The 17,438-nt window shown below is 66.0% G+C and carries 16 protein-coding genes; 10 read left to right on the top strand and 6 right to left on the bottom strand.

Annotation, left to right across the window (positions count from 1 at the left end; translation table 11 throughout):
• The first annotated feature begins 43 nt into the window (after positions 1 to 43).
• Positions 44 to 2,122: a M3 family metallopeptidase gene (locus AC0QTX_RS11985; protein WP_474604057.1), complete on the top strand. Its 2,079-nt coding sequence runs from the start codon at positions 44 to 46 to the stop codon at positions 2,120 to 2,122.
• Positions 2,123 to 2,153: 31 nt separating this feature from the next.
• Here AC0QTX_RS11985 and AC0QTX_RS11980 read toward each other — a convergent pair whose 3' ends face one another.
• The 4 genes from AC0QTX_RS11980 to AC0QTX_RS11965 form a co-directional block, all read right to left on the bottom strand.
• Complete coding sequence (locus AC0QTX_RS11980; RefSeq protein WP_474604056.1) at positions 2,154 to 2,330, bottom strand: hypothetical protein; 177 nt, start codon at positions 2,328 to 2,330, stop codon at positions 2,154 to 2,156.
• 85 nt (positions 2,331 to 2,415) lie between these two features.
• Positions 2,416 to 3,429, bottom strand: coding sequence for an aldose epimerase family protein (locus AC0QTX_RS11975; protein WP_474604055.1), 1,014 nt, complete (start codon positions 3,427 to 3,429; stop codon positions 2,416 to 2,418).
• Positions 3,430 to 3,434: 5 nt separating this feature from the next.
• Entirely contained in the window at positions 3,435 to 4,316 is an 882-nt protein-coding gene (locus AC0QTX_RS11970) for an SMP-30/gluconolactonase/LRE family protein (RefSeq protein WP_474604054.1), read from the bottom strand.
• Positions 4,317 to 4,500: 184 nt separating this feature from the next.
• Complete coding sequence (locus tag AC0QTX_RS11965; RefSeq protein ID WP_474604053.1) at positions 4,501 to 5,688, bottom strand: amidase; 1,188 nt, start codon at positions 5,686 to 5,688, stop codon at positions 4,501 to 4,503.
• Between the two features lie 157 nt (positions 5,689 to 5,845).
• Between AC0QTX_RS11965 and AC0QTX_RS11960 the strand changes: the two genes are divergently transcribed.
• The 8 genes from AC0QTX_RS11960 to AC0QTX_RS11925 all read left to right on the top strand — a co-directional run bounded on the left by AC0QTX_RS11960 (position 5,846) and on the right by AC0QTX_RS11925 (position 13,876).
• Positions 5,846 to 7,066 carry an ABC transporter substrate-binding protein gene (locus AC0QTX_RS11960; protein WP_474604052.1) on the top strand — a complete coding sequence of 407 codons (1,221 nt, stop codon included), beginning with the start codon at positions 5,846 to 5,848 and terminating at the stop codon, positions 7,064 to 7,066.
• Between the two features lie 4 nt (positions 7,067 to 7,070).
• On the top strand, positions 7,071 to 8,927 hold the full coding sequence (locus AC0QTX_RS11955; RefSeq protein WP_474604051.1) for an ABC transporter permease: 1,857 nt from the start codon (positions 7,071 to 7,073) through the stop codon (positions 8,925 to 8,927).
• Entirely contained in the window at positions 8,924 to 9,700 is a 777-nt protein-coding gene (locus AC0QTX_RS11950; RefSeq protein WP_474604050.1) for an ABC transporter ATP-binding protein, read from the top strand. The genes AC0QTX_RS11955 and AC0QTX_RS11950 overlap by 4 nt, the downstream gene beginning before the upstream one ends.
• On the top strand, positions 9,697 to 10,410 hold the full coding sequence (locus tag AC0QTX_RS11945) for an ABC transporter ATP-binding protein (protein WP_474604049.1): 714 nt from the start codon (positions 9,697 to 9,699) through the stop codon (positions 10,408 to 10,410). Before AC0QTX_RS11950 ends, AC0QTX_RS11945 begins: the two co-directional genes overlap by 4 nt.
• A 132-nt stretch (positions 10,411 to 10,542) precedes the next feature.
• Positions 10,543 to 10,857 carry a 2Fe-2S iron-sulfur cluster-binding protein gene (locus tag AC0QTX_RS11940; RefSeq protein WP_474604048.1) on the top strand — a complete coding sequence of 105 codons (315 nt, stop codon included), beginning with the start codon at positions 10,543 to 10,545 and terminating at the stop codon, positions 10,855 to 10,857.
• 70 nt (positions 10,858 to 10,927) lie between these two features.
• A complete protein-coding gene (locus AC0QTX_RS11935) occupies positions 10,928 to 11,971 on the top strand; it encodes an NAD(P)/FAD-dependent oxidoreductase (RefSeq protein ID WP_474604047.1) in 1,044 nt (347 codons plus the stop codon).
• 216 nt (positions 11,972 to 12,187) lie between these two features.
• Positions 12,188 to 13,426, top strand: coding sequence for an allantoate amidohydrolase (locus tag AC0QTX_RS11930; RefSeq protein ID WP_474604046.1), 1,239 nt, complete (start codon positions 12,188 to 12,190; stop codon positions 13,424 to 13,426).
• A gap of 9 nt (positions 13,427 to 13,435) precedes the next feature.
• Positions 13,436 to 13,876 (top strand): GNAT family N-acetyltransferase, encoded by a 441-nt coding sequence (locus tag AC0QTX_RS11925; protein ID WP_474604045.1) that lies wholly within the window; start codon positions 13,436 to 13,438, stop codon positions 13,874 to 13,876.
• A 6-nt stretch (positions 13,877 to 13,882) separates the two neighbouring features.
• On the opposite strand, the gene AC0QTX_RS11920 is transcribed toward AC0QTX_RS11925, so the two are convergent.
• Complete coding sequence (locus AC0QTX_RS11920) at positions 13,883 to 14,398, bottom strand: GNAT family N-acetyltransferase (RefSeq protein ID WP_474604044.1); 516 nt, start codon at positions 14,396 to 14,398, stop codon at positions 13,883 to 13,885.
• A gap of 80 nt (positions 14,399 to 14,478) precedes the next feature.
• Between AC0QTX_RS11920 and AC0QTX_RS11915 the strand changes: the two genes are divergently transcribed.
• A complete protein-coding gene (locus tag AC0QTX_RS11915) occupies positions 14,479 to 14,784 on the top strand; it encodes a hypothetical protein (RefSeq protein WP_474604043.1) in 306 nt (101 codons plus the stop codon).
• A 52-nt stretch (positions 14,785 to 14,836) separates the two neighbouring features.
• Here AC0QTX_RS11915 and AC0QTX_RS11910 read toward each other — a convergent pair whose 3' ends face one another.
• Positions 14,837 to 16,468, bottom strand: coding sequence for an HAL/PAL/TAL family ammonia-lyase (locus AC0QTX_RS11910; protein WP_474604042.1), 1,632 nt, complete (start codon positions 16,466 to 16,468; stop codon positions 14,837 to 14,839).
• Positions 16,469 to 17,438: the final 970 nt, after the last annotated feature.

Here is a 17,438-nt window from a genome sequence, read left to right as displayed (position 1 = left end):
GGCGTCTAAGACTTCTCATCCAGATCAACAGGCAGGAGCGATCATGACGGCTTCAGACGCGGCTTTCGCGGGCAATCCCCTCCTTTCGGAATGGTCGACGCCGTTCGGTCTTCCGCCCTTCGAGAGCATCGCGCCGGAGTATTACAGGCCGGCCTTCGACAACGCGCTCGCCGAACAGCAGACGCAGATCGCCGCCATTGCGCAGAGCCCGGAAGCTCCCACCTTCGCCAACACCATCGAGGCCCTGGAGCGCAGCGGCCGGACGCTCAAGAAGGTGGGCGGCGTCTTCTTCAACCTCGCGGGCTCGCACACCAACGACGCGCTTCAGGCCATCGAGCGCGAGATGGCGCCGGTCCTCGCCAAGCACCGCAACAGCATCTTCATGAACGAGGCGCTCTACAGGCGCGTGGCGGCGCTCCACGAGCAGCGCGAGACCCTCGGCCTTACCCCTGAACAGATGCGCGTCCTTGACCGCTATCACACCATCTTCGTCAGGGCCGGCGCGAAGCTCGGGCCGGATGAGAAGAAGCAGCTGGCAGCGATCACCGAGCGGCTGGCGAGCCTCGGCACGCAATTCTCGCAGAACGTGCTGGCGGACGAGAAATCCTATCAGCTCGTCCTCGACGGCGAAGCGGATCTCGAAGGCCTGCCCTCCTTCCTGCGCGAGGCCGCCGCGCAGGCTGCCGAAGAGCGCGGGCTCAAGGGCAAGTACGTCATCACGCTCTCCCGCTCCAGCATCGAGCCGTTCCTGCAGTTTTCCAAGCGGCGCGACCTGCGCGAGCAGGCCTTCAAGGCCTGGGCCGCGCGCGGCGACAATGGCAATGCCACCGACAACAAGGCCATCATCGCGGAAACCGCCGCTCTGCGCGCCGAGCGGGCGAAGCTTTTAGGATATGAGACCTTCGCCGACTTCAAGCTCGTCGACACGATGGCGAAGACGCCGGACAACGTCATGAAACTCCTCAACGACGTCTGGGCGCCGGCCCGCACCCGCGCTGAGGAGGAGCGTGACGACCTGCAGGCGCAGGCGCAGTCGATCGGCGACAACATCACCATCGAGCCATGGGACTGGCGCTATTATGCGGATCAGGTCCGCATGGCCCGGCACAACCTCGATGAGGCGACGATCAAACCGTATTTCCAGCTCGACCGGATCATCGAGGCATCTTTCGAGACCGCGCACCGGCTGTTCGGTTTGAGCTTCCAGGAGCTGAAGGACTTTCCGCGCTACCATCCCGACATTCGCGCCTGGCAGGTGGTGGATGCGGGCGGCCACCCCGTCGGCACCTTCATCGGCGATTACTTCGCGCGTTCCTCGAAGCGCAGCGGCGCCTGGATGAGCGCCTTCCGGTCCCAGGAAAGGCTCAACAGCGACATTCGTCCTGTCATCGTCAACGTGATGAACTTCGCGAAGGGCGGCGCAGGCGAGCCGTCGCTCCTCAGCTTCGACGATGCACGCACCCTGTTCCACGAGTTCGGCCATGGCCTGCACGGCCTTCTCTCGAACGTGACCTATCCGTTGCTTGCGGGAACGGCCGTGTCGACGGATTTCGTGGAGTTGCCCTCGCAGCTCTACGAGCACTGGCTCTCGCAGCCGGATATCCTGCGGCGCTACGCGACCCACTACCGGACGGGCGAGCCGATTCCGGAGGAACTGCTCGAGCGCCTGATGGCGGCACGCAACTTCAACCAGGGTTTCGCGACAGTCGAATATCTCGCCTCGGCCTTCGTCGATCTCGAGCTGCACCGCCGCAAGGACCTGAGCAGCCTCGACGCATCTGCCTTCGAGGCTGAGACGCTGCAGAAGATCGGCATGCCGCACGAAATCATCATGCGCCACCGCACGCCGCATTTCACGCATGTGTTCTCCGGCGACGGCTATTCGTCGGGCTATTACAGCTATCTATGGTCGGAGGTGCTGGACGCGGATGCCTTTACGGCCTTCGAGGAGACGGGCGATGCCTTCAACAGGGACATGGCCGACAAGCTGAAGCGCTTCATCTACTCCGCCGGCAACCTGCGTGATCCGGCCGAGGCCTACACAGCTTTCAGGGGACGCCTGCCCACGGCAGACGCTCTCCTGGCCAAGCGCGGGCTGGTCATTGCGGGTGCGGACGCCTGATGGAGAAGATGGCGGGCTCGAGAGGGGTCCGTCACGCCGTTCCGGTTACGGCTTCGCGCGTCCGTCTCGGCATGTGAAGCCGGATCCGGCCGATGCGGGAATCATCCTTCGGGGTTACCTCGGAAGAGGCGAGCGGGCGCAGGATGCTCTTCAGGAAAGTCGTTCCCTTGGGATCAATCTCCAGAGCTTTGGCATCGAGCACCGGCATGGGCGCCTTCCCCTACTGTTTGTGTTTATCTGGAAACGCAACGCCTACAAAGAAGAACCCGCACACATGAGCAAAGTTCCTTCCGTCAGCGAGAGAACCTCAATTCGCTGACCTGGCGGGATACCTGATTGGTCGTAAGAAGAGACGACGGAAAATGGGCTTTATTGGGGCTGTCGGGGAAGCGCTGCGGCTCCAGGCAGAGCCCTCCGTGCCGGCCGTATCTGGCCCCTCCCAGGCCCGCGACGGGCATATTGAGCAGGTGCCCGTCATAGAACTGGACGCCGGGCTCCGTGGTCCAGAGCTCCATGGATACCCCACTCTTGAGAGACGCGAGGGTCGCTGCATGGCGCAGCTCCCCGTAGGGTCCATGGAGCACGTAGTTGATGTCGTAGAGGATGCGCTCCTGCATGAATTCGGCCGCGCCTATGGGCCTGAGGGTGGTGAAGTCGTAGCCGGTATTCGTCACGCGCCGGATCTCTCCCGTCGGGATGAGATCGGGGCGGGTCGGCGTGGTGTAGTCGGCCGCGATCATCAGGTGGTGGGCGAGGATGTCCGCGCTGCCATCGAGGTTGAAATAGCCGTGGGTGGTGAGGTTGACCGGAGTCGGCCTGTCGCAGGTGGCCTCCAGCACGATCCGCAAACCGCATGACGGCAGGAGCGTGTAGGTGCAGGTGGCGACGAGCCGGCCCGGGTAGCCCATGTCGCCATCCTCCGAGACGAGGCTCAAGGTGACGCTGGTGGCCGTGTGATCGATGAGGCTCCACAGCCGCGTACCAAAGCCCATGGTGCCGCCATGCAGCTGGTTCCGGCCCTCGTTGGCATCGAGACGACAGGTTTCTCCGTTCAGGGTGAAGCACGCCCCCCCGATGCGGTTGGCGTGTCGTCCAACAATGGCACCGAAATAGGGAGAATGGGCGACGTAATCCTCGATGGAGTTGAGCCCGAGCACCACGCGCTGCGAGCCTGCTGCGGCGGGCACGACGAGATCGCGCACCACAGCGCCCCATGTCAGGACCTTCATCTCAATGCCGTCAGGACCTGTGAGAGAGATCTGCAGGACATCCTGCCCGTTGAGGGAGCCGAAGCGCTCGATGCTCATGGTGCCTATCCCTCGAAGATGTTGGACTTCAGCCCGCGGATGCCCCCGGTCTCCACCTTGAAGAGGTGGCCCGCCATCACGTCGATGTGCGGATCCCGGCCGATGGCCGCGGTGGTGATGTAGAGCGTGGTGAGATCAGGCCCGCCGAAGGCGCATTTCGTCACCTGGGCGGTCGGAACCGACACGGTGCGCTCCACCGAACCGTCGGGAGCAAAACGCGTGATGCGCGAGGCGCCCCAGTGGCAGACCCACACATGGCCTTCCGCATCGACCGCCATGCCGTCGGGATGGCCCCAGCTCTGCTCGAAGCGGGTGAAGGGGCGTGGCTCGCCGATGGAGCCCTCGCCCACGTCGAGGGCATAGATCGTCTGTCCCGTCGTGTCGGTGGCGTAGATCCTCTGCCCGTCATGGCTGAAGGCCGGACCGTTGGTGACCACGATGCCGGAATGGAACTGGGTCAGCTCCCTGCCGTCCCAGCGCCAGAAGGCCCCGGAGGCATTCTCCTCCTCGTCGTCCATGGTGCCGAAATAGATTGCCCCGTCCGGGCCCACATGCCCGTCGTTGATCCGATTGCCCGGCTTGTCCCTGTCCGGCGACACGAGAGGCTCGACCGCGCCGGTCCTGAGGTTGAACCGGGCCAAGCCCGACTTGAACCCGGCGACCACCACATCCTCGTCAGGTGTCAGGGCGATGAAGCCGATCCGCTCGGGCGCATCGACGCGGAAATGCTCCTTCGTCTCCGGCCGGTAGCGCCACACCCCCGGATTCTTGATGTCGACCCAGAACAGGGTGTTCGAGCGGTGGTCCCACACGGGACCCTCTCCCAGCACGCAGGCGCTGGCCACGGCTACATGAGGTGTCTCCGGGTGAACGGCTGGATGCGTCATGGCTCCCCTCGTGAGGCTTGTGATGTGCTTCTCGCTGTGCCGGTAACTCCGGCGGCGTCCGATGGGTCCCGTTGGCCAGAGCATCGGGCCCAAAAGGGGATTTGCACCTTTGGGATCCGCACGATGCTCAATCCATGGCTGGCGCATGGTGTGGAAAACCGGATCCACTTGTCCGCACGATGCGCTACGCGCACTCGGCGATGCGGCGCGCCAGCCGTACGAGACCGAGGTCCGATCCGGCCGGCCCCATGAGGGACAGCCCCAGCGGAGCGCCCGACCGGGAGGCGAGCGGGATCGACACCTGCGGCAGGCCGGACAGCACCGACAGGCAGAGCAGGTTCAGGGCATTGTTGCGGTAGTCGTTCAGCGATTCGTCGCTCTCGGTGAGAAGCGGCGCGATGTCCGGCATGGTCGGCAGGATCAGCACTGCATCAGTGCCGAACAGGGCATTGAACCGCTTGCGGAAGGCGGCGCGAATCACCTGGGCCTCCGTGAACTGGCTGTCCGTCACCGCCCTGGAGAACGCGAAGCGGTCGGCGACCCCTGGGCCGAGGGGCGGATTGTAGCGCTCGATCATCGGTCCATCGACCGTCCAGGCCTCCCGGCTCTGGATATAGCGCATGGCCCAGTAGAGCGCCGTGAAGCCCTCCGTGGCCACATCGACCTCCTGAGGCTCGCCGAGCACCGCCTCGCTCCGGCGCAGGGCCGGGGCGAGCGCCTCCCGCACTTGCCCCTGGAGCAGGCCGAAGGCGTCCCGTGCCAGGAGCACCCGGGGATTCTGAGGCAGGGGCGTACCGTCCTCGCCCAGCAGCACCTCGCCCACCCCGACGAAAGTGGCACCATCGCGGGTGAAGTAGCCGCAGGTGTCGTAGGACGGAGCCAGATCGTGGCAGAGCTCGAGGCTGACGCGGCCGTGGGTCGGCCGGATCCCGAAGAGGCCGCAATGATTCGCCGGTGCCCGCACGGAGCCGCCCGTGTCGGTGCCCAGAGCGAAATCGCACAACCCGTTCGAGACCGCCGCCGCCGAGCCCGAGGACGAGCCTCCGGGAATCCGGTCGGGAGCGCCGCCGTTCACCGGCGTGCCGAAATGGGCGTTCTTGCCGCTCATGGAAAAGGCGAGTTCGTCCGTGATCGTCTTGCCCACCAGACGCGCACCGGCATCGAGCAGCTTCTGGACGGTCGGCGCCGTGCGCGTCTTGATGCCCGACATGGCGAGCATGTGGGGCGATCCCGCGCTCGTCGGATAGCCCGCCACATCGAACAGATCCTTGGCGGCAAAGGTCAGGCCCGCCAACGGCCCTGTCGGCGCATGGGGAACCGGAACGGCCGGATAGGGCATGAAGGCACGGGCGGGATCTTGGTCGAGAAGCATGGGTCAACTGCGCTGAAGGAACGGACGGGAACCGAATGTGTCATCCTCTTGCAGGCGGGGGCAAGGCAGGATTCAGTGAACCTTGGCGGTTTGTGTCTTTCTTCTCGACCCGGTTGGCCCTAAATCCTCGCACATTCTCGATTGAAGGGATGCCGTCATGGCGACAACATCGACGATCCGCTGGCTGGCTCCGGCCTGGCTTGCTCTTGGAGCGGCGCTCGCCCTCGGGGCCCCGGCGGCCCAGGCGCAGCAGCCCCCGATCAAGATCGGCGAGCTGAACTCCTACGCCCAGTGGGCGGCCTTCACCGTGCCCTACCGCAACGGCTGGCAGATGGCCCTCGAGGAGATCAACGCCAAAGGCGGGGTGCTCGGCCGCAAGATCGAGATCGTCTCCCGCGATGACGGCGCGACCACGGGCAGCGCCACCCGCGTGGCGGACGAGCTCGTGAGCCGCGAGGGCGTCTCGCTGCTCTTCGGCTCCTTCCTGTCCAATGTCGGCGTCGCCATGGCCGACTATGCCAACCAGAAGAAGATCGTCTACATCGCCGCCGAGCCGCTCACCGACGCCGTGACGATGGCGCAAGGGAATCGCTACACCTTCCGCGTCCGGCCCAACAACTTCATGCAGGTCGGCATGCTGGTGGATCAGGCGAAGGCCTCCGGGGCCAAGCGCTGGGCCATCGTGGCGCCCAATTACGAGTACGGCCAGTCCGCAGCGGCCGTCTTCAAGCGCCTGATTCAGGAGCGTGTGCCCGGAGCCCAGATCGTCGCCGAGCAGTATCCGGCGCTGGGCAAGATCGAGGCCGGCGCCACCGCGTCCGCCATCGAGCAGGCCAAGCCCGACGGCATCTTCAACGTGCTCTTCGGCCCCGACCTCACCCAGTTCGTCCGCGAGGGCAACACCCGCGGCCTGTTCGAGGGCGCGACCGTCCTCTCGCTCCTGACCGGCGAGCCCGAATGGCTCCTGCCCCTCAAGGACGAGGTGCCCGAGGGCTGGACCGTGACCGGCTACCCCTGGGACGAGATCAAGGAGCCGAAGCACAAGGCCTTCATCGATGCCTATCGCGCCAAGTACAACGACACGCCGCGCCTCGGCTCGCTCTTGGGCTACATGGTCGTGACCATGATCCGCGATGCCATCGAGCGCGCCGGCTCCACGGAGACGGAAGCTGTCATCAAGGCGCTGGAGGATGCGAAGTTCGACACGGTCATTGGCCCCGTCACCATGCGCGGCATCGACAACCAGTCCACCATGGGAGCCTGGGTCGGCAAGCTCGTGCTGAAGGGTGCCGCCGGCGGCATGACCGACTGGACCTACAAGGATGGCGCCTCGTTCATGCCGACGGAGGCCGAGGTGAAGGCGGTTCGGAAGGACTAGCGAGTTGCTGGCGCTGGACCCCGCCTTCCTGGCCGTTCAGGCTCTCAGCGGCCTGTCCAGCGCCTCCTCGCTCTTCATCACCGCCTGCGGTCTGACGATCGTCTTCGGCGTCACGCGGATCGTGAACTTCGCCCACGGTTCGCTCTACATGATCGGCGCCTACACGGCCGCGACCCTGGTGCCGCGGCTGCTCGAACTCTCCTTCGGGCCCGTCACCTTCTGGGCCGGGATCCTGGCCTCGGCACTCATCGTCGGGCTCATCGGCGTGATCATCGAGGTTCTGCTCCTGCGGCGCATCTACGGCGCGCCGGAGCTTTTCCAGCTCCTTGCCACCTTCGGGATCGTGCTCGTAGTGCAGGATCTCGTGGTGCAGGTCTTCGGCCCGCAGGACATTCTGGGACCACGCGCACCGGGCCTGCGCGCGCCGGTCGAGATTCTCGGACGGCGCTTCCCGTCCTACGAGCTCGTGCTGATCGCGGCAGGCCCCATCGTGCTCGGCCTCGTGTGGCTCCTCCTGCGCAAGACGCGCTTCGGCGTGCTGGTGCGCGCGGCCACGCAGGATCGCGACATGGTGGCGTCGCTCGGCGTCAATCAGGCCCTGCTGTTCACCGGCACGCTGTTTCTGGGCGCGTTCCTCGCGGGCCTCGGCGGCGCGCTGCAGATCCCGCGTGTTTCGGCGAATACCGGCATGGACCTGTCGATCATCGCCGAGGCCTTCGTGGTCACGGTGGTCGGCGGCATGGGCAGTGTGCCGGGCGCCTTTCTGGCGGCGCTCATCATCGGCCAGCTCCAGGCCTTCGGCATTCTGATCTTTCCCAAAAGTACGCTCGTCGTCGTCTTCCTGCTCATGGCGGTGGTGCTGGCGATCCGGCCCCATGGCTTCTTCGGCAGGGCCGAAACCGTCGGCGGAACCCATGCGGTGGGCATTGCCAGCCGCAGCCCCCTGCCCGGCCGCCATTTCATCCTGCTGGTCGCGATTGCCGTTCTCGCCATCGTCCCGCTGGTGGCGGATGCGTATCTTCTGAAGGTCGCCACCGAGATCCTGATCTTCGCCCTCTTCGCCTTCAGCCTGCAGCTCCTGATCGGCGTCGGCGGGGTCGTGAGCTTCGGCCATGCGGCCTTCTTCGGACTCGGCGCCTATGGGGCGGCGCTCGCGGTCAAATGGTATGGGGTCTCGATGGAAGCAGCCCTCCCGCTCGGGCTGGTGTTGGCGGCCCTCGGCGCAGGCTTGGTTGGCGCCTTCGTGGTGCGCCTGTCCGGCATCTATCTCGCCATGATGACCCTGGCCGCGGCCCAGATCCTCTATGCGGTTGCGTTCCAATGGGTGGAGGTGACCGGCGGCGACAACGGCATCGTCGGGGTCTGGCCCTCGCCCTGGGCGGGCGGACCGGCCCCTTATTACCTGCTGACCGCCGGGCTGACGGTGGTGACGGTGCTGCTTCTGAAGCGCATCATCGATGCCCCGTTCGGCTATTCCTTAAGGGCGGCCCGCGATTCGGAGCCCCGTGCCGAGGCGATCGGCTTGAACGTTCGTCAGCATCGCTGGCTTGCCTTCATGATCGCCGGCGCCGCGGCCGGCCTCGCCGGTGGCATCTATGCGTTTTCCCGTGGCTCCGTGGATCCGAGCCTGCTCGGCATCTCCACCTCCGTGGATGCTCTCACTATGCTGCTGCTCGGCGGCATCCAGACCATAATGGGCCCCCTTGTCGGGGCTGCGGCCCTGCATGCCCTGCGTGACTGGATCATGCCGCTCACGCCGCTCTGGCGGCTGCTTCTGGGCCTGAGCATCATCGCCATGGTGCTGATTTTCCCGCGCGGCCTTGTCGGCTCTGTCCGCCACTGGTGGGAGGCGCGGGCATGACGCTTCTTGCGGTACAAGGCCTGCACAAATCCTTCGGCGGCGTGGTGGCGGCCCGCGACGTGACCTTCACGGTCGAGCGGGGCGACATGCTCGCGATCATCGGGCCGAACGGGGCCGGCAAGTCCACCGTGTTCAACATGGTCGGCGGCCAGCTCAAGCCGGATCGGGGCCAGGTTCTTCTCGACGGGCAGGACATCACCCACGCCTCGCCGCAGAAGCGCTTCCGCCGCGGCGTGGGGCGTACCTTCCAGGTGGCGCAGACGTTCCTCTCCATGACCGCTGCCGAGAACGTCCAGATGGCGCTGATCAGCTGCAACCGGCAGAGCAATCGCCTCTGGACCCCGGCTCGGGAGCGCCATCGCGACAAGGCCGCCGAGCTGCTCTCGCGGGTCGGCATGGCGGAGGCGGCGGATGTGCCCTGCTCGGCGCTGGCCTACGGCGACGTGAAGCGGGTGGAGCTCGCCATTGCGCTCGCCGGCCAGCCCAGGCTGCTCCTCATGGACGAGCCCACCGCCGGCATGGCCCCGCGCGAGCGGGCGGCGCTGATGGATCTGACCGCCTCCATCGCCGCGTCCCAGGGAATCGGCGTTCTCTTCACAGAGCACGACATGGATGTGGTCTTCGGCCATGCGGGCCGCGTGCTGGTGCTCCTGCGCGGCCAGATCATCGCCGCAGGCACCCCGGACGAGGTCCGGCAGGACGAGCAGGTCAAGCGCGCCTATCTGGGCGACGAGCGCGCCCTGGAGCCACTGAGAGGGATGAGCCCCGCATGAATGCGCCCCTTCTCGAGGTCTGGGATCTCTGTGCCTTCTATGGCCGCGCCCAGGTGCTGTTCAACCTCACCTTCCGGCTCCAGGCCGGCGAGGTCATGGCCCTGGTCGGCCGCAACGGGGCCGGCAAGACCACCACCCTGAAGGCGATCATGGGGCTGGTCTCGGCCTCGGCCAAGCAGGCCACCTTCAAGGGTCAGTCCCTGGCCAGGCTGCCCACCTACAAGATCGCCCGGCTGGGCCTGGGCTACGTGCCTGAGGACCGACGCATCTTCACCGATCTCACCGTCGAGGAGAACCTGGAGACCGGTCGCCGGCCGGCAGCCGCAGACCGCTCGCCCTGGACGCCCGAGCGCCTTTTCCGGCTCTTTCCCAACCTCGCCGAAATGCGGGGGCGGCGCGGCAACCAGATGTCCGGCGGCGAGCAGCAGATGCTGGCCATCGCCCGCACCCTCATGGGCAACCCGGACGCGATCCTGCTCGACGAGCCCTCCGAGGGCATCGCCCCGGTGATCGTCCAGATGTTGGCCGAGGCGATCCGGGCCATGAAGGCGGAAGGCGTGGCGGTGCTCCTCTCCGAGCAGAACTGGGCTTTCGCGGCCGGCATCAGCGACAGAGCTTGCGTGGTCGAGCGCGGCGAAATCCGCTTCCAGGGCTCCATGGCCGAGCTCATGGCGGACGAGGCCCTGAGAGCGGAGACGCTGGGGGTCTAGAACGGCCGGGCCTCGAGAAACAAACGGGGCCTTAAACCATTGACGGAGCGGACCGAAAGTCCGATATGCAGCCCATCCGGCGCACCGCTTCCGCGCCCCATCCCAGAATCCGCGCAAAGGAAATCCCGCTTCATGGGCGTCATCCATGTGACCGACCGGGCCGGCCAGCGCCACACCCTTGAGGCCATCGAGGGCTGGCGGGTCATGGAGATCATCAGGGATTGGGGCCTGCCCATCGAGGGCCTGTGCGGCGGAGCCTGCGAATGCGCCACCTGCCATGTCTTCGTATCCGAGGAGTGGCTGGACAAGCTCTTTCCTCCCACGGAGGAGGAAGAGGACCAGCTCGACACGGTGGTGACGAAGCCCAGTTCCCGCCTGTCCTGCCAGATCCTGTGGACCCCCGAACTCGACGGCCTGGAGGTCACGCTAGCGCCTACGGGCGCCTGACCGACACCCTGCCACATTGCCATGACGGAGAGGCCGTGCTTTCGAAAAGGCCTCTCGAAGGAGCCTGTCTATGACCGACCATATCGAAACGGACGTCGTCATCATTGGTGCCGGGCCCGTGGGCCTGTTCGCCGTGTTCGAGCTGGGCCTCCTCGATATCAAATGCCACCTCATCGACATCCTGCCGAAAGTGGGGGGCCAATGCGCCGAGCTCTACCCTGAGAAGCCGATCTACGACATCCCGGGTTTCCCGATGGTGACGGGCCAGGGGCTCGTCGACAATCTCTTGGCCCAGATCGAGCCGTTCAACCCCACCTTCCACCTCAACGAGATGGTGGAGAGCCTGGAATCCATCGGCACGCCCGAGGCGCCCCTGTTCCGGGTCAAGACCTCCGAGAACGGCACCACCTTCGTCTGCAAGTCGGTGATCATCGCGGCCGGCGGCGGCTCGTTCCAGCCCAAGAAGCCCCCGATCGACAACATCGAAGCCTATGAGGGCACGAGCGTGTTCTATGCCGTGCGCAAGATGGAGATGTTCCGCAACAAGAAGGTGCTGATCGTCGGCGGCGGCGATTCCGCCCTCGACTGGACCGTGAACCTGCAGCCCATCGCCAAGCGCCTCACCCTGCTCCACCGCCGCGACGCCTTCCGCGCCGCGCCCCATACAGTGGAGAAGATGCGCTCCCTGGTCGCCTCCGGCGACATGGACCTGCATCTCGGGCAGGTGAGCGCGCTCAAGGGCAACAATCACGTGCTGGAAGGCGCCGTAATCCGCAAGGACGACGGCTCCGAACACCTTGTGGATTGCGACGTGATGCTGCCCTTCTTCGGGCTCACCATGAAGCTTGGGCCCATCGCCGAATGGGGCCTGAACCTGCACGAGAACCTGGTCCCCGTCGATACGGAGAAGTTCGAGACCAACGTGCCCGGCATCTTCGCCGTCGGCGACATCAACACCTATCCAGGCAAGCTGAAGCTCATCCTCTCGGGCTTCCACGAGGGCGCGCTGGCGGCGCAGAGGGTGCACCGCTACGTGTACCCGGAGAAGAAGCTCCTGTTCCAATACACGACCTCGTCCACGAGCCTGCAGAAGAAGCTCGGCGTCGCGGCTTAAGAGGTTTCGTTGCAGGGCTCTGTAAACATCTTCTTCGTCATGGCCGGGCCCGTCCCGGCCATCCCGATTCTGTGAAGCGCGTCGCATCAAGTCATCGAGATCACCGGCACAAGGCCGGTGATGACATGGGCGGCTTCAGAGCGCTCTGAATCCTCTTTCGAGAAGACACCCGCCCGCCTCTTGCGAAGCGTCCCGGTTCCTGAAACTCTCGCGCCCATGACAAACGCGACAGATCTCACCCTCGGCCGCCGCGTGATGGCGATGATCGAGGACCTTGCCCAGCATACGGACGAGCCCGGCCGCATCACGCGACTATATCTTTCCACCGCTCATCGCAGGGCCGCCGAAGCGACGCTTGGCCTGATGCAGGCGGCGGGCCTTGATGCGCATATCGATGCGCTCGGCTCGGTCATCGGCCGCATCGAAGGGGCGGATCCCGATGCGCCTGCCCTTGTCATCGGCTCCCACATCGATTCCGTCGTCGATGCCGGCCGCTATGACGGCAATCTCGGCGTCGTGCTCGGCATCGCCGTGGTCGAGGCTCTGCGGCGGCAGGGGATCACGCCTGCCTGTCCCATCGAGATCGTGGCCTTCGGGGATGAGGAGAACGTGCGCTTTCCGACCAATCTCTCCACCTCATACGCGCTTGCCGGCCGCTTCAACCCGGCGTGGCTCGACGGTCGCGATCAGGACGGCATCAGCTTGCGCGATGCACTGATCGCCTTCGGGGGCGATCCGGAGGGCGCAGCGGCGCTCGCCCGCGATCCGGCGCGCTATCGGGGCTATCTCGAGGTTCATATCGAGCAGGGCCCGCAGCTCGAGGCAAGGGACCTGCCCGTCGGCATCGTGTCCGCCATCAACGGCATCACCCGGGCCCGCGCTCACGTGATCGGCGAGGCGGGACATGCCGGCACCGTGCCGATGACCATGCGCCGCGATGCGCTGGCGGCCGTGGCCGAGATGATCGGCATCGTGGAACGGGCAGGCTCCACGCGCACCGACACGGTGGCGACCGTGGGCGTCGCTCAAGTGCAGCCCGGCGCCATCAACGTAATTCCCGCGCGCGTCGACTTCACTCTCGATGCCCGCGCACCGGACGATGCGGTCCGCGAGGCCATGGTGCAGGACATCCTCGCCGAGTGCCGGGCGGCAGCCCAGAGGCGCGGGGTCGAGCTCGTCATCGAACCGTTTATGGACTCGCCCGCCACGCCCATGGATAAAGCCCTGATCGAGCAGCTCGAAACCGCCGTGCGCAGCCTGGAGATCGAGCCGCTTCATCTCTCCTCCGGCGCGGGTCACGATGCGGTGGCGATGGCGACCCTGTGCCCCTCCGCCATGCTCTTCGTGCGCTGCAAGGGCGGTATCAGCCACAACCCGGCGGAGTCGATCACCGTCGAGGATGCCGATGCGGCTGCGCGCGTGCTGCTCGCGGCGGTCAAGCAGATGACCGCGTAAGGTTTACGAATGACTCAGGTACCCACAATCGCGTTCGTCGAGGACGATTCCGCGCTCCACGAGGTCATCCTGGAAGGCGTGCGGGGTTTCAACAAAACGCTCTTTCCCGATCATCCGCCGGGCCGGGATCTCGCCATCGCGATCAGCGACCCGGACAGCAATGAGCCCGTGGGAGGCCTCTGCGGCCGCACGGCCGGCGGCTGGCTGGCCATCGAGCTGATCTTCGTGCCCGAGTCCTTCAGAGGCATGGGCCTTGCCAAACGACTGATTGCCATGGCCGAGGAGGAAGCGAAGCGGCGCGACTGCCATTCGGCCTGGCTCGATACGATGAACCCGCAGGCGCTCACGCTCTACCGGCGCCTGGGCTACGAGATTTTCGGCGAGCTCAAGGATTATCCCGTCGGCAGCAACCGCTTCTTCCTGCAGAAGAAGCTCGGTCCTGCCGCCTGAATCCCGTCAATCCTTCCACTCGTCGGCCAGCACCGCCCAGCGCTCGTGATCGCGCCACTCGCCGTTGATTTTCAGGTAGCGGGGCGAGAAGCCCTCCTGGCGAAAGCCGAGCCCCTGTACGAGGGTGCGGGAGGGCTGATTGGCGGGCTGGATGTTCGCCTCCACCCGATGCAGCCCGAGGTCGCGGAAGGCGTGCGTGACCACGAGGCTCACCGCCTCCCTCATCAGCCCGCGCCCGTTCATGCCGGCCATGCCGTAATAGCCCATATAGGCGCTCTGGAAGTAGCCGCGCACGATCTCGCTCAGGTTCACCACGCCGACGATCCGCCCGCTCTCCCGTTCGCGGGCGATGAAACCCACAGAGCGGTCTCCGTCGCAGCGGGTGAGGTAACCGAGAAAGCTCGCATGATCGCGGCAGGGCGACACCCAGGGCTCGTGCAGGGCGATGCTGGCAAGATTGGCCGTCACCAGCTCGGCACCATCCGAGGCCTGAACGGGGCGAATCGTAACGCGTGACAACATGAGGTTCATTCCGGCTTCAGGAACCATGGCATAGACCTGCCGTTGTCGTCAGCCCCTCCTCGAATCATAAGGAATGGACCATGCGCGCCATCATTCTCCCCGCATTCGCCCTCGCGCTCGGCGCCGGCTTCTTCGCCGCTCCGCAGGAGGCTCATGCGCGTTTCAGCCCCGAGCAGATTCAGGCGCCTTCGCTCGTGGACGATGTGGCCTGCGTGACCCGCCGCATCCGCACCGTGCGCCCGAACGGCCGCGTGGTCTATCGCACCGTGCGCCAGTGCGGCGTCCCTGCCTGGCAGCGCCGGGTGGATCGCTGCCGCACCATCCGCGAGCGCATCGTGCGCCCGAACGGCAATGTGGTCTACCGCACCGTGCGCCGCTGCCGCTGAACCGGCACCGCACTCGAGACTTCGGGGCCCGGAATCACCGGGCCCTTTTCGTTTACTCCAGCTCGCCGATAGCGCTCTCGACTGCCTCGACAACAGCGCCGGAGCGCACAAGGTCGAGGGCCTGGCGCATCTCGGTGGCATACCAGCGGTCGCCTTCGAGGGCCGGCGGAATGACGGCGCGGATCGCCTCAATGGCGGCGCGCGAGCCCTTGCCCAGCGGATAATCCCCTGCCAGCGGCTCCACGAGGGACAGCGCCTGGGCTGCCATCAGGAGTTCGCCCGCCACGATCTGCTCCACGTTCTCCACGATGATGCGCGCCTTGCGCCCGCACCAGGTGGAGTTGGAGATGTGATCCTCCGCGTTGGACTTGCCGGGAATTGAATCCACCGAGCCCGGTGTCGCAAGCCCGCGGTTCTCCATGACCAGCGCCGACATGGAGCACTGCACGGTGGCAAAGCCCGTGTTGAGCCCGCGCTTGCCGGCGAGCAGGTTGCGCGGCAGGCCGTAGGACATGGTGGGATCGACGAGGCGCGCGAGGCGCCGCTCGGAGATGGTGCCGAGATCCGCCATGGCAATGGCGAGGAAGTCCATGGCCTGCGCCATGTACTGCCCGTGGAAGTGTCCGCCCGAGATCGACACGTAGCCGCCCTGTCCATCATCGAAGATGAGCGGATTGTCGGTGGCGGAGTTCATCTCCGTGCCGATGATGCGCTCCACATATTCGATCGCCTCCACGGCGGGCCCGTGGACCTGCGGCGTGCAGCGCAGGGAGTAGACATCCTGCACGCGCGGCGATGCGGGCTGGCCGGGCTGACGCGGCTCGTCGGGGAAGACGATGTCGCGCGCCTGTTGCGAGCACCGCTTCGTGCCGTCGAGAATGCGCAGGAGGTTTCGCGCCACGCGCGCCTGACCGGGATGCGGCCGCGCCTTGTGCACGCGCGGATCGAAGGCCGCGAGCTCGCCGCGCATGGCTTCGAGCGACAGGCACATGGCGATGTCGGCATGCTTGAGCAGGCGGCGCGCGTCGTGAGTGGCCAGAGCGCCGAGCGCGAGCGACGTGGTGGAACCGTTGATGAGCGCCGAGGCATCCTTCGCGCCGAGCTCGAAATCGGGCTCGAAGCCCGCCAGGCGAATGGCGTCACGGGCCGGCATGACGCGGCCCTGATAGATCATGTCGGCTTCGTCGAACCCGCAGACGGCGCCGGCCATGTGGGCCAGCGGCGCGAGATCACCCGAGGCGCCGACAGACCCCTTCTGCGGGATCACCGGATGCAGGCCCGCATTGAGGAAGGCGACGAGCCGCTCGACGAGCTCGACCCGCGGGCCGGAATAGTTGGACGCGAAGGCATTGGCGCGCAGGAGCATCATGGCGCGCGTCACGTCCTCGGCGAAGGGCTCGCCGACGCCGGTGGCATGGGCGTAGACCGTCTTGCGCTGATAGGCCGCCATGTCGCTGATGAGGACGCGCTGGTCCTTGAACAGGCCGACGCCGGTGTTGAAGGCATACATGAGCGGGGCGTCGTCATGCATCCAGGTGCGGTCGATGTAGTCCCGCGTCGCGGCGATCCACTCGCGCGCCTCCGGCGCCAGGGCTGCCTGCGCGAAGGCTCCTTGAGCATCGCGGCGCGCCACGCGCACCACGTCCTGAATGCCGAGAGTGGCCCCGTCGAGCTTGACCGTCATTGCTGTTCCTCACGTTGAAGCAAAAGGGATACCGAGGGTTCGGATGCGAGGCAACCGCTGCTTCGCGGCGGTGTTTCTCGCCCAAGACGGCGGAAGCCGATCCGGGATCGGATCAGGGTGTGGCGCTGGACCCCACCGCTGTCATCCCCGCGCAGGCGGGGATCCATAGTCACGACCTTGCTTCAGTCCGGCACCGTCGGCGGTGATGGATCCCGGGCCCGGCTATGCCGCCCCGGAATGACAGGGCCGGCTGGTTTGTACGATCCCGGATCGCCGCTGACGCTTCGTCCGGGATGACGCTGTTGGCTTGTCAAAGAACCGGCGCCTTCGGGCCCGCAGCGTGTGAGCTGCGAGCCTGAAGGTCGATCGAGGGTGGCGTGTCGCGCAGACCGGCTCGATGTGTGATGGTGAAAGTGAGAGCCAGACTGCTCATCACGCGCGGTTCTTTTCAGGTGGACCTGACGAAGCCAGAATCGACCTCCCGCGACCACAGGTGTGCGAGACCTGCGGCGGGACCGCTCCTTGCCCCACTGCTGCGACGCCTCGCGAGCGCGCCCCTCGTCGGGCGAGGATGACCACACATATAGCCGAGCTTGGAGCCCCTGTCAAGAACAAAGTGAGAACACGTACTCACGCCCACCCGGTCATGGCCGCACTTGTTGCGGCCAACCACGCCTTGGAACCGTAGCGGTGCAAAGACGTGGATCCCCGGAACAAGCCCGGGGATGACGCGGAGGATGTCAGGACTGGCGAGTGTCATTCCCGGCCGGAGCGAAGCTGAGGGGAAGGGAATCCACATCGCCGAGCATGATCATGGATCCCCTTCCCGGTCCTGCGGACCGCCAGGGATGACACCCTCCGCTTCCCGAAACGTTCAACCCTCATCCTGAGGAGTAGCCGCCAGGCTGCGTCTCGAAGGAGGATCCAGAGACCTCTGAAGCCCTCCTTCGAGACGGATTGCTCCCGCAAT

The sequence above is a fragment of the Microvirga sp. jy35 genome (genome assembly GCF_056148915.1).
This window is presented reverse-complemented; position numbering and strand designations above follow the sequence as displayed.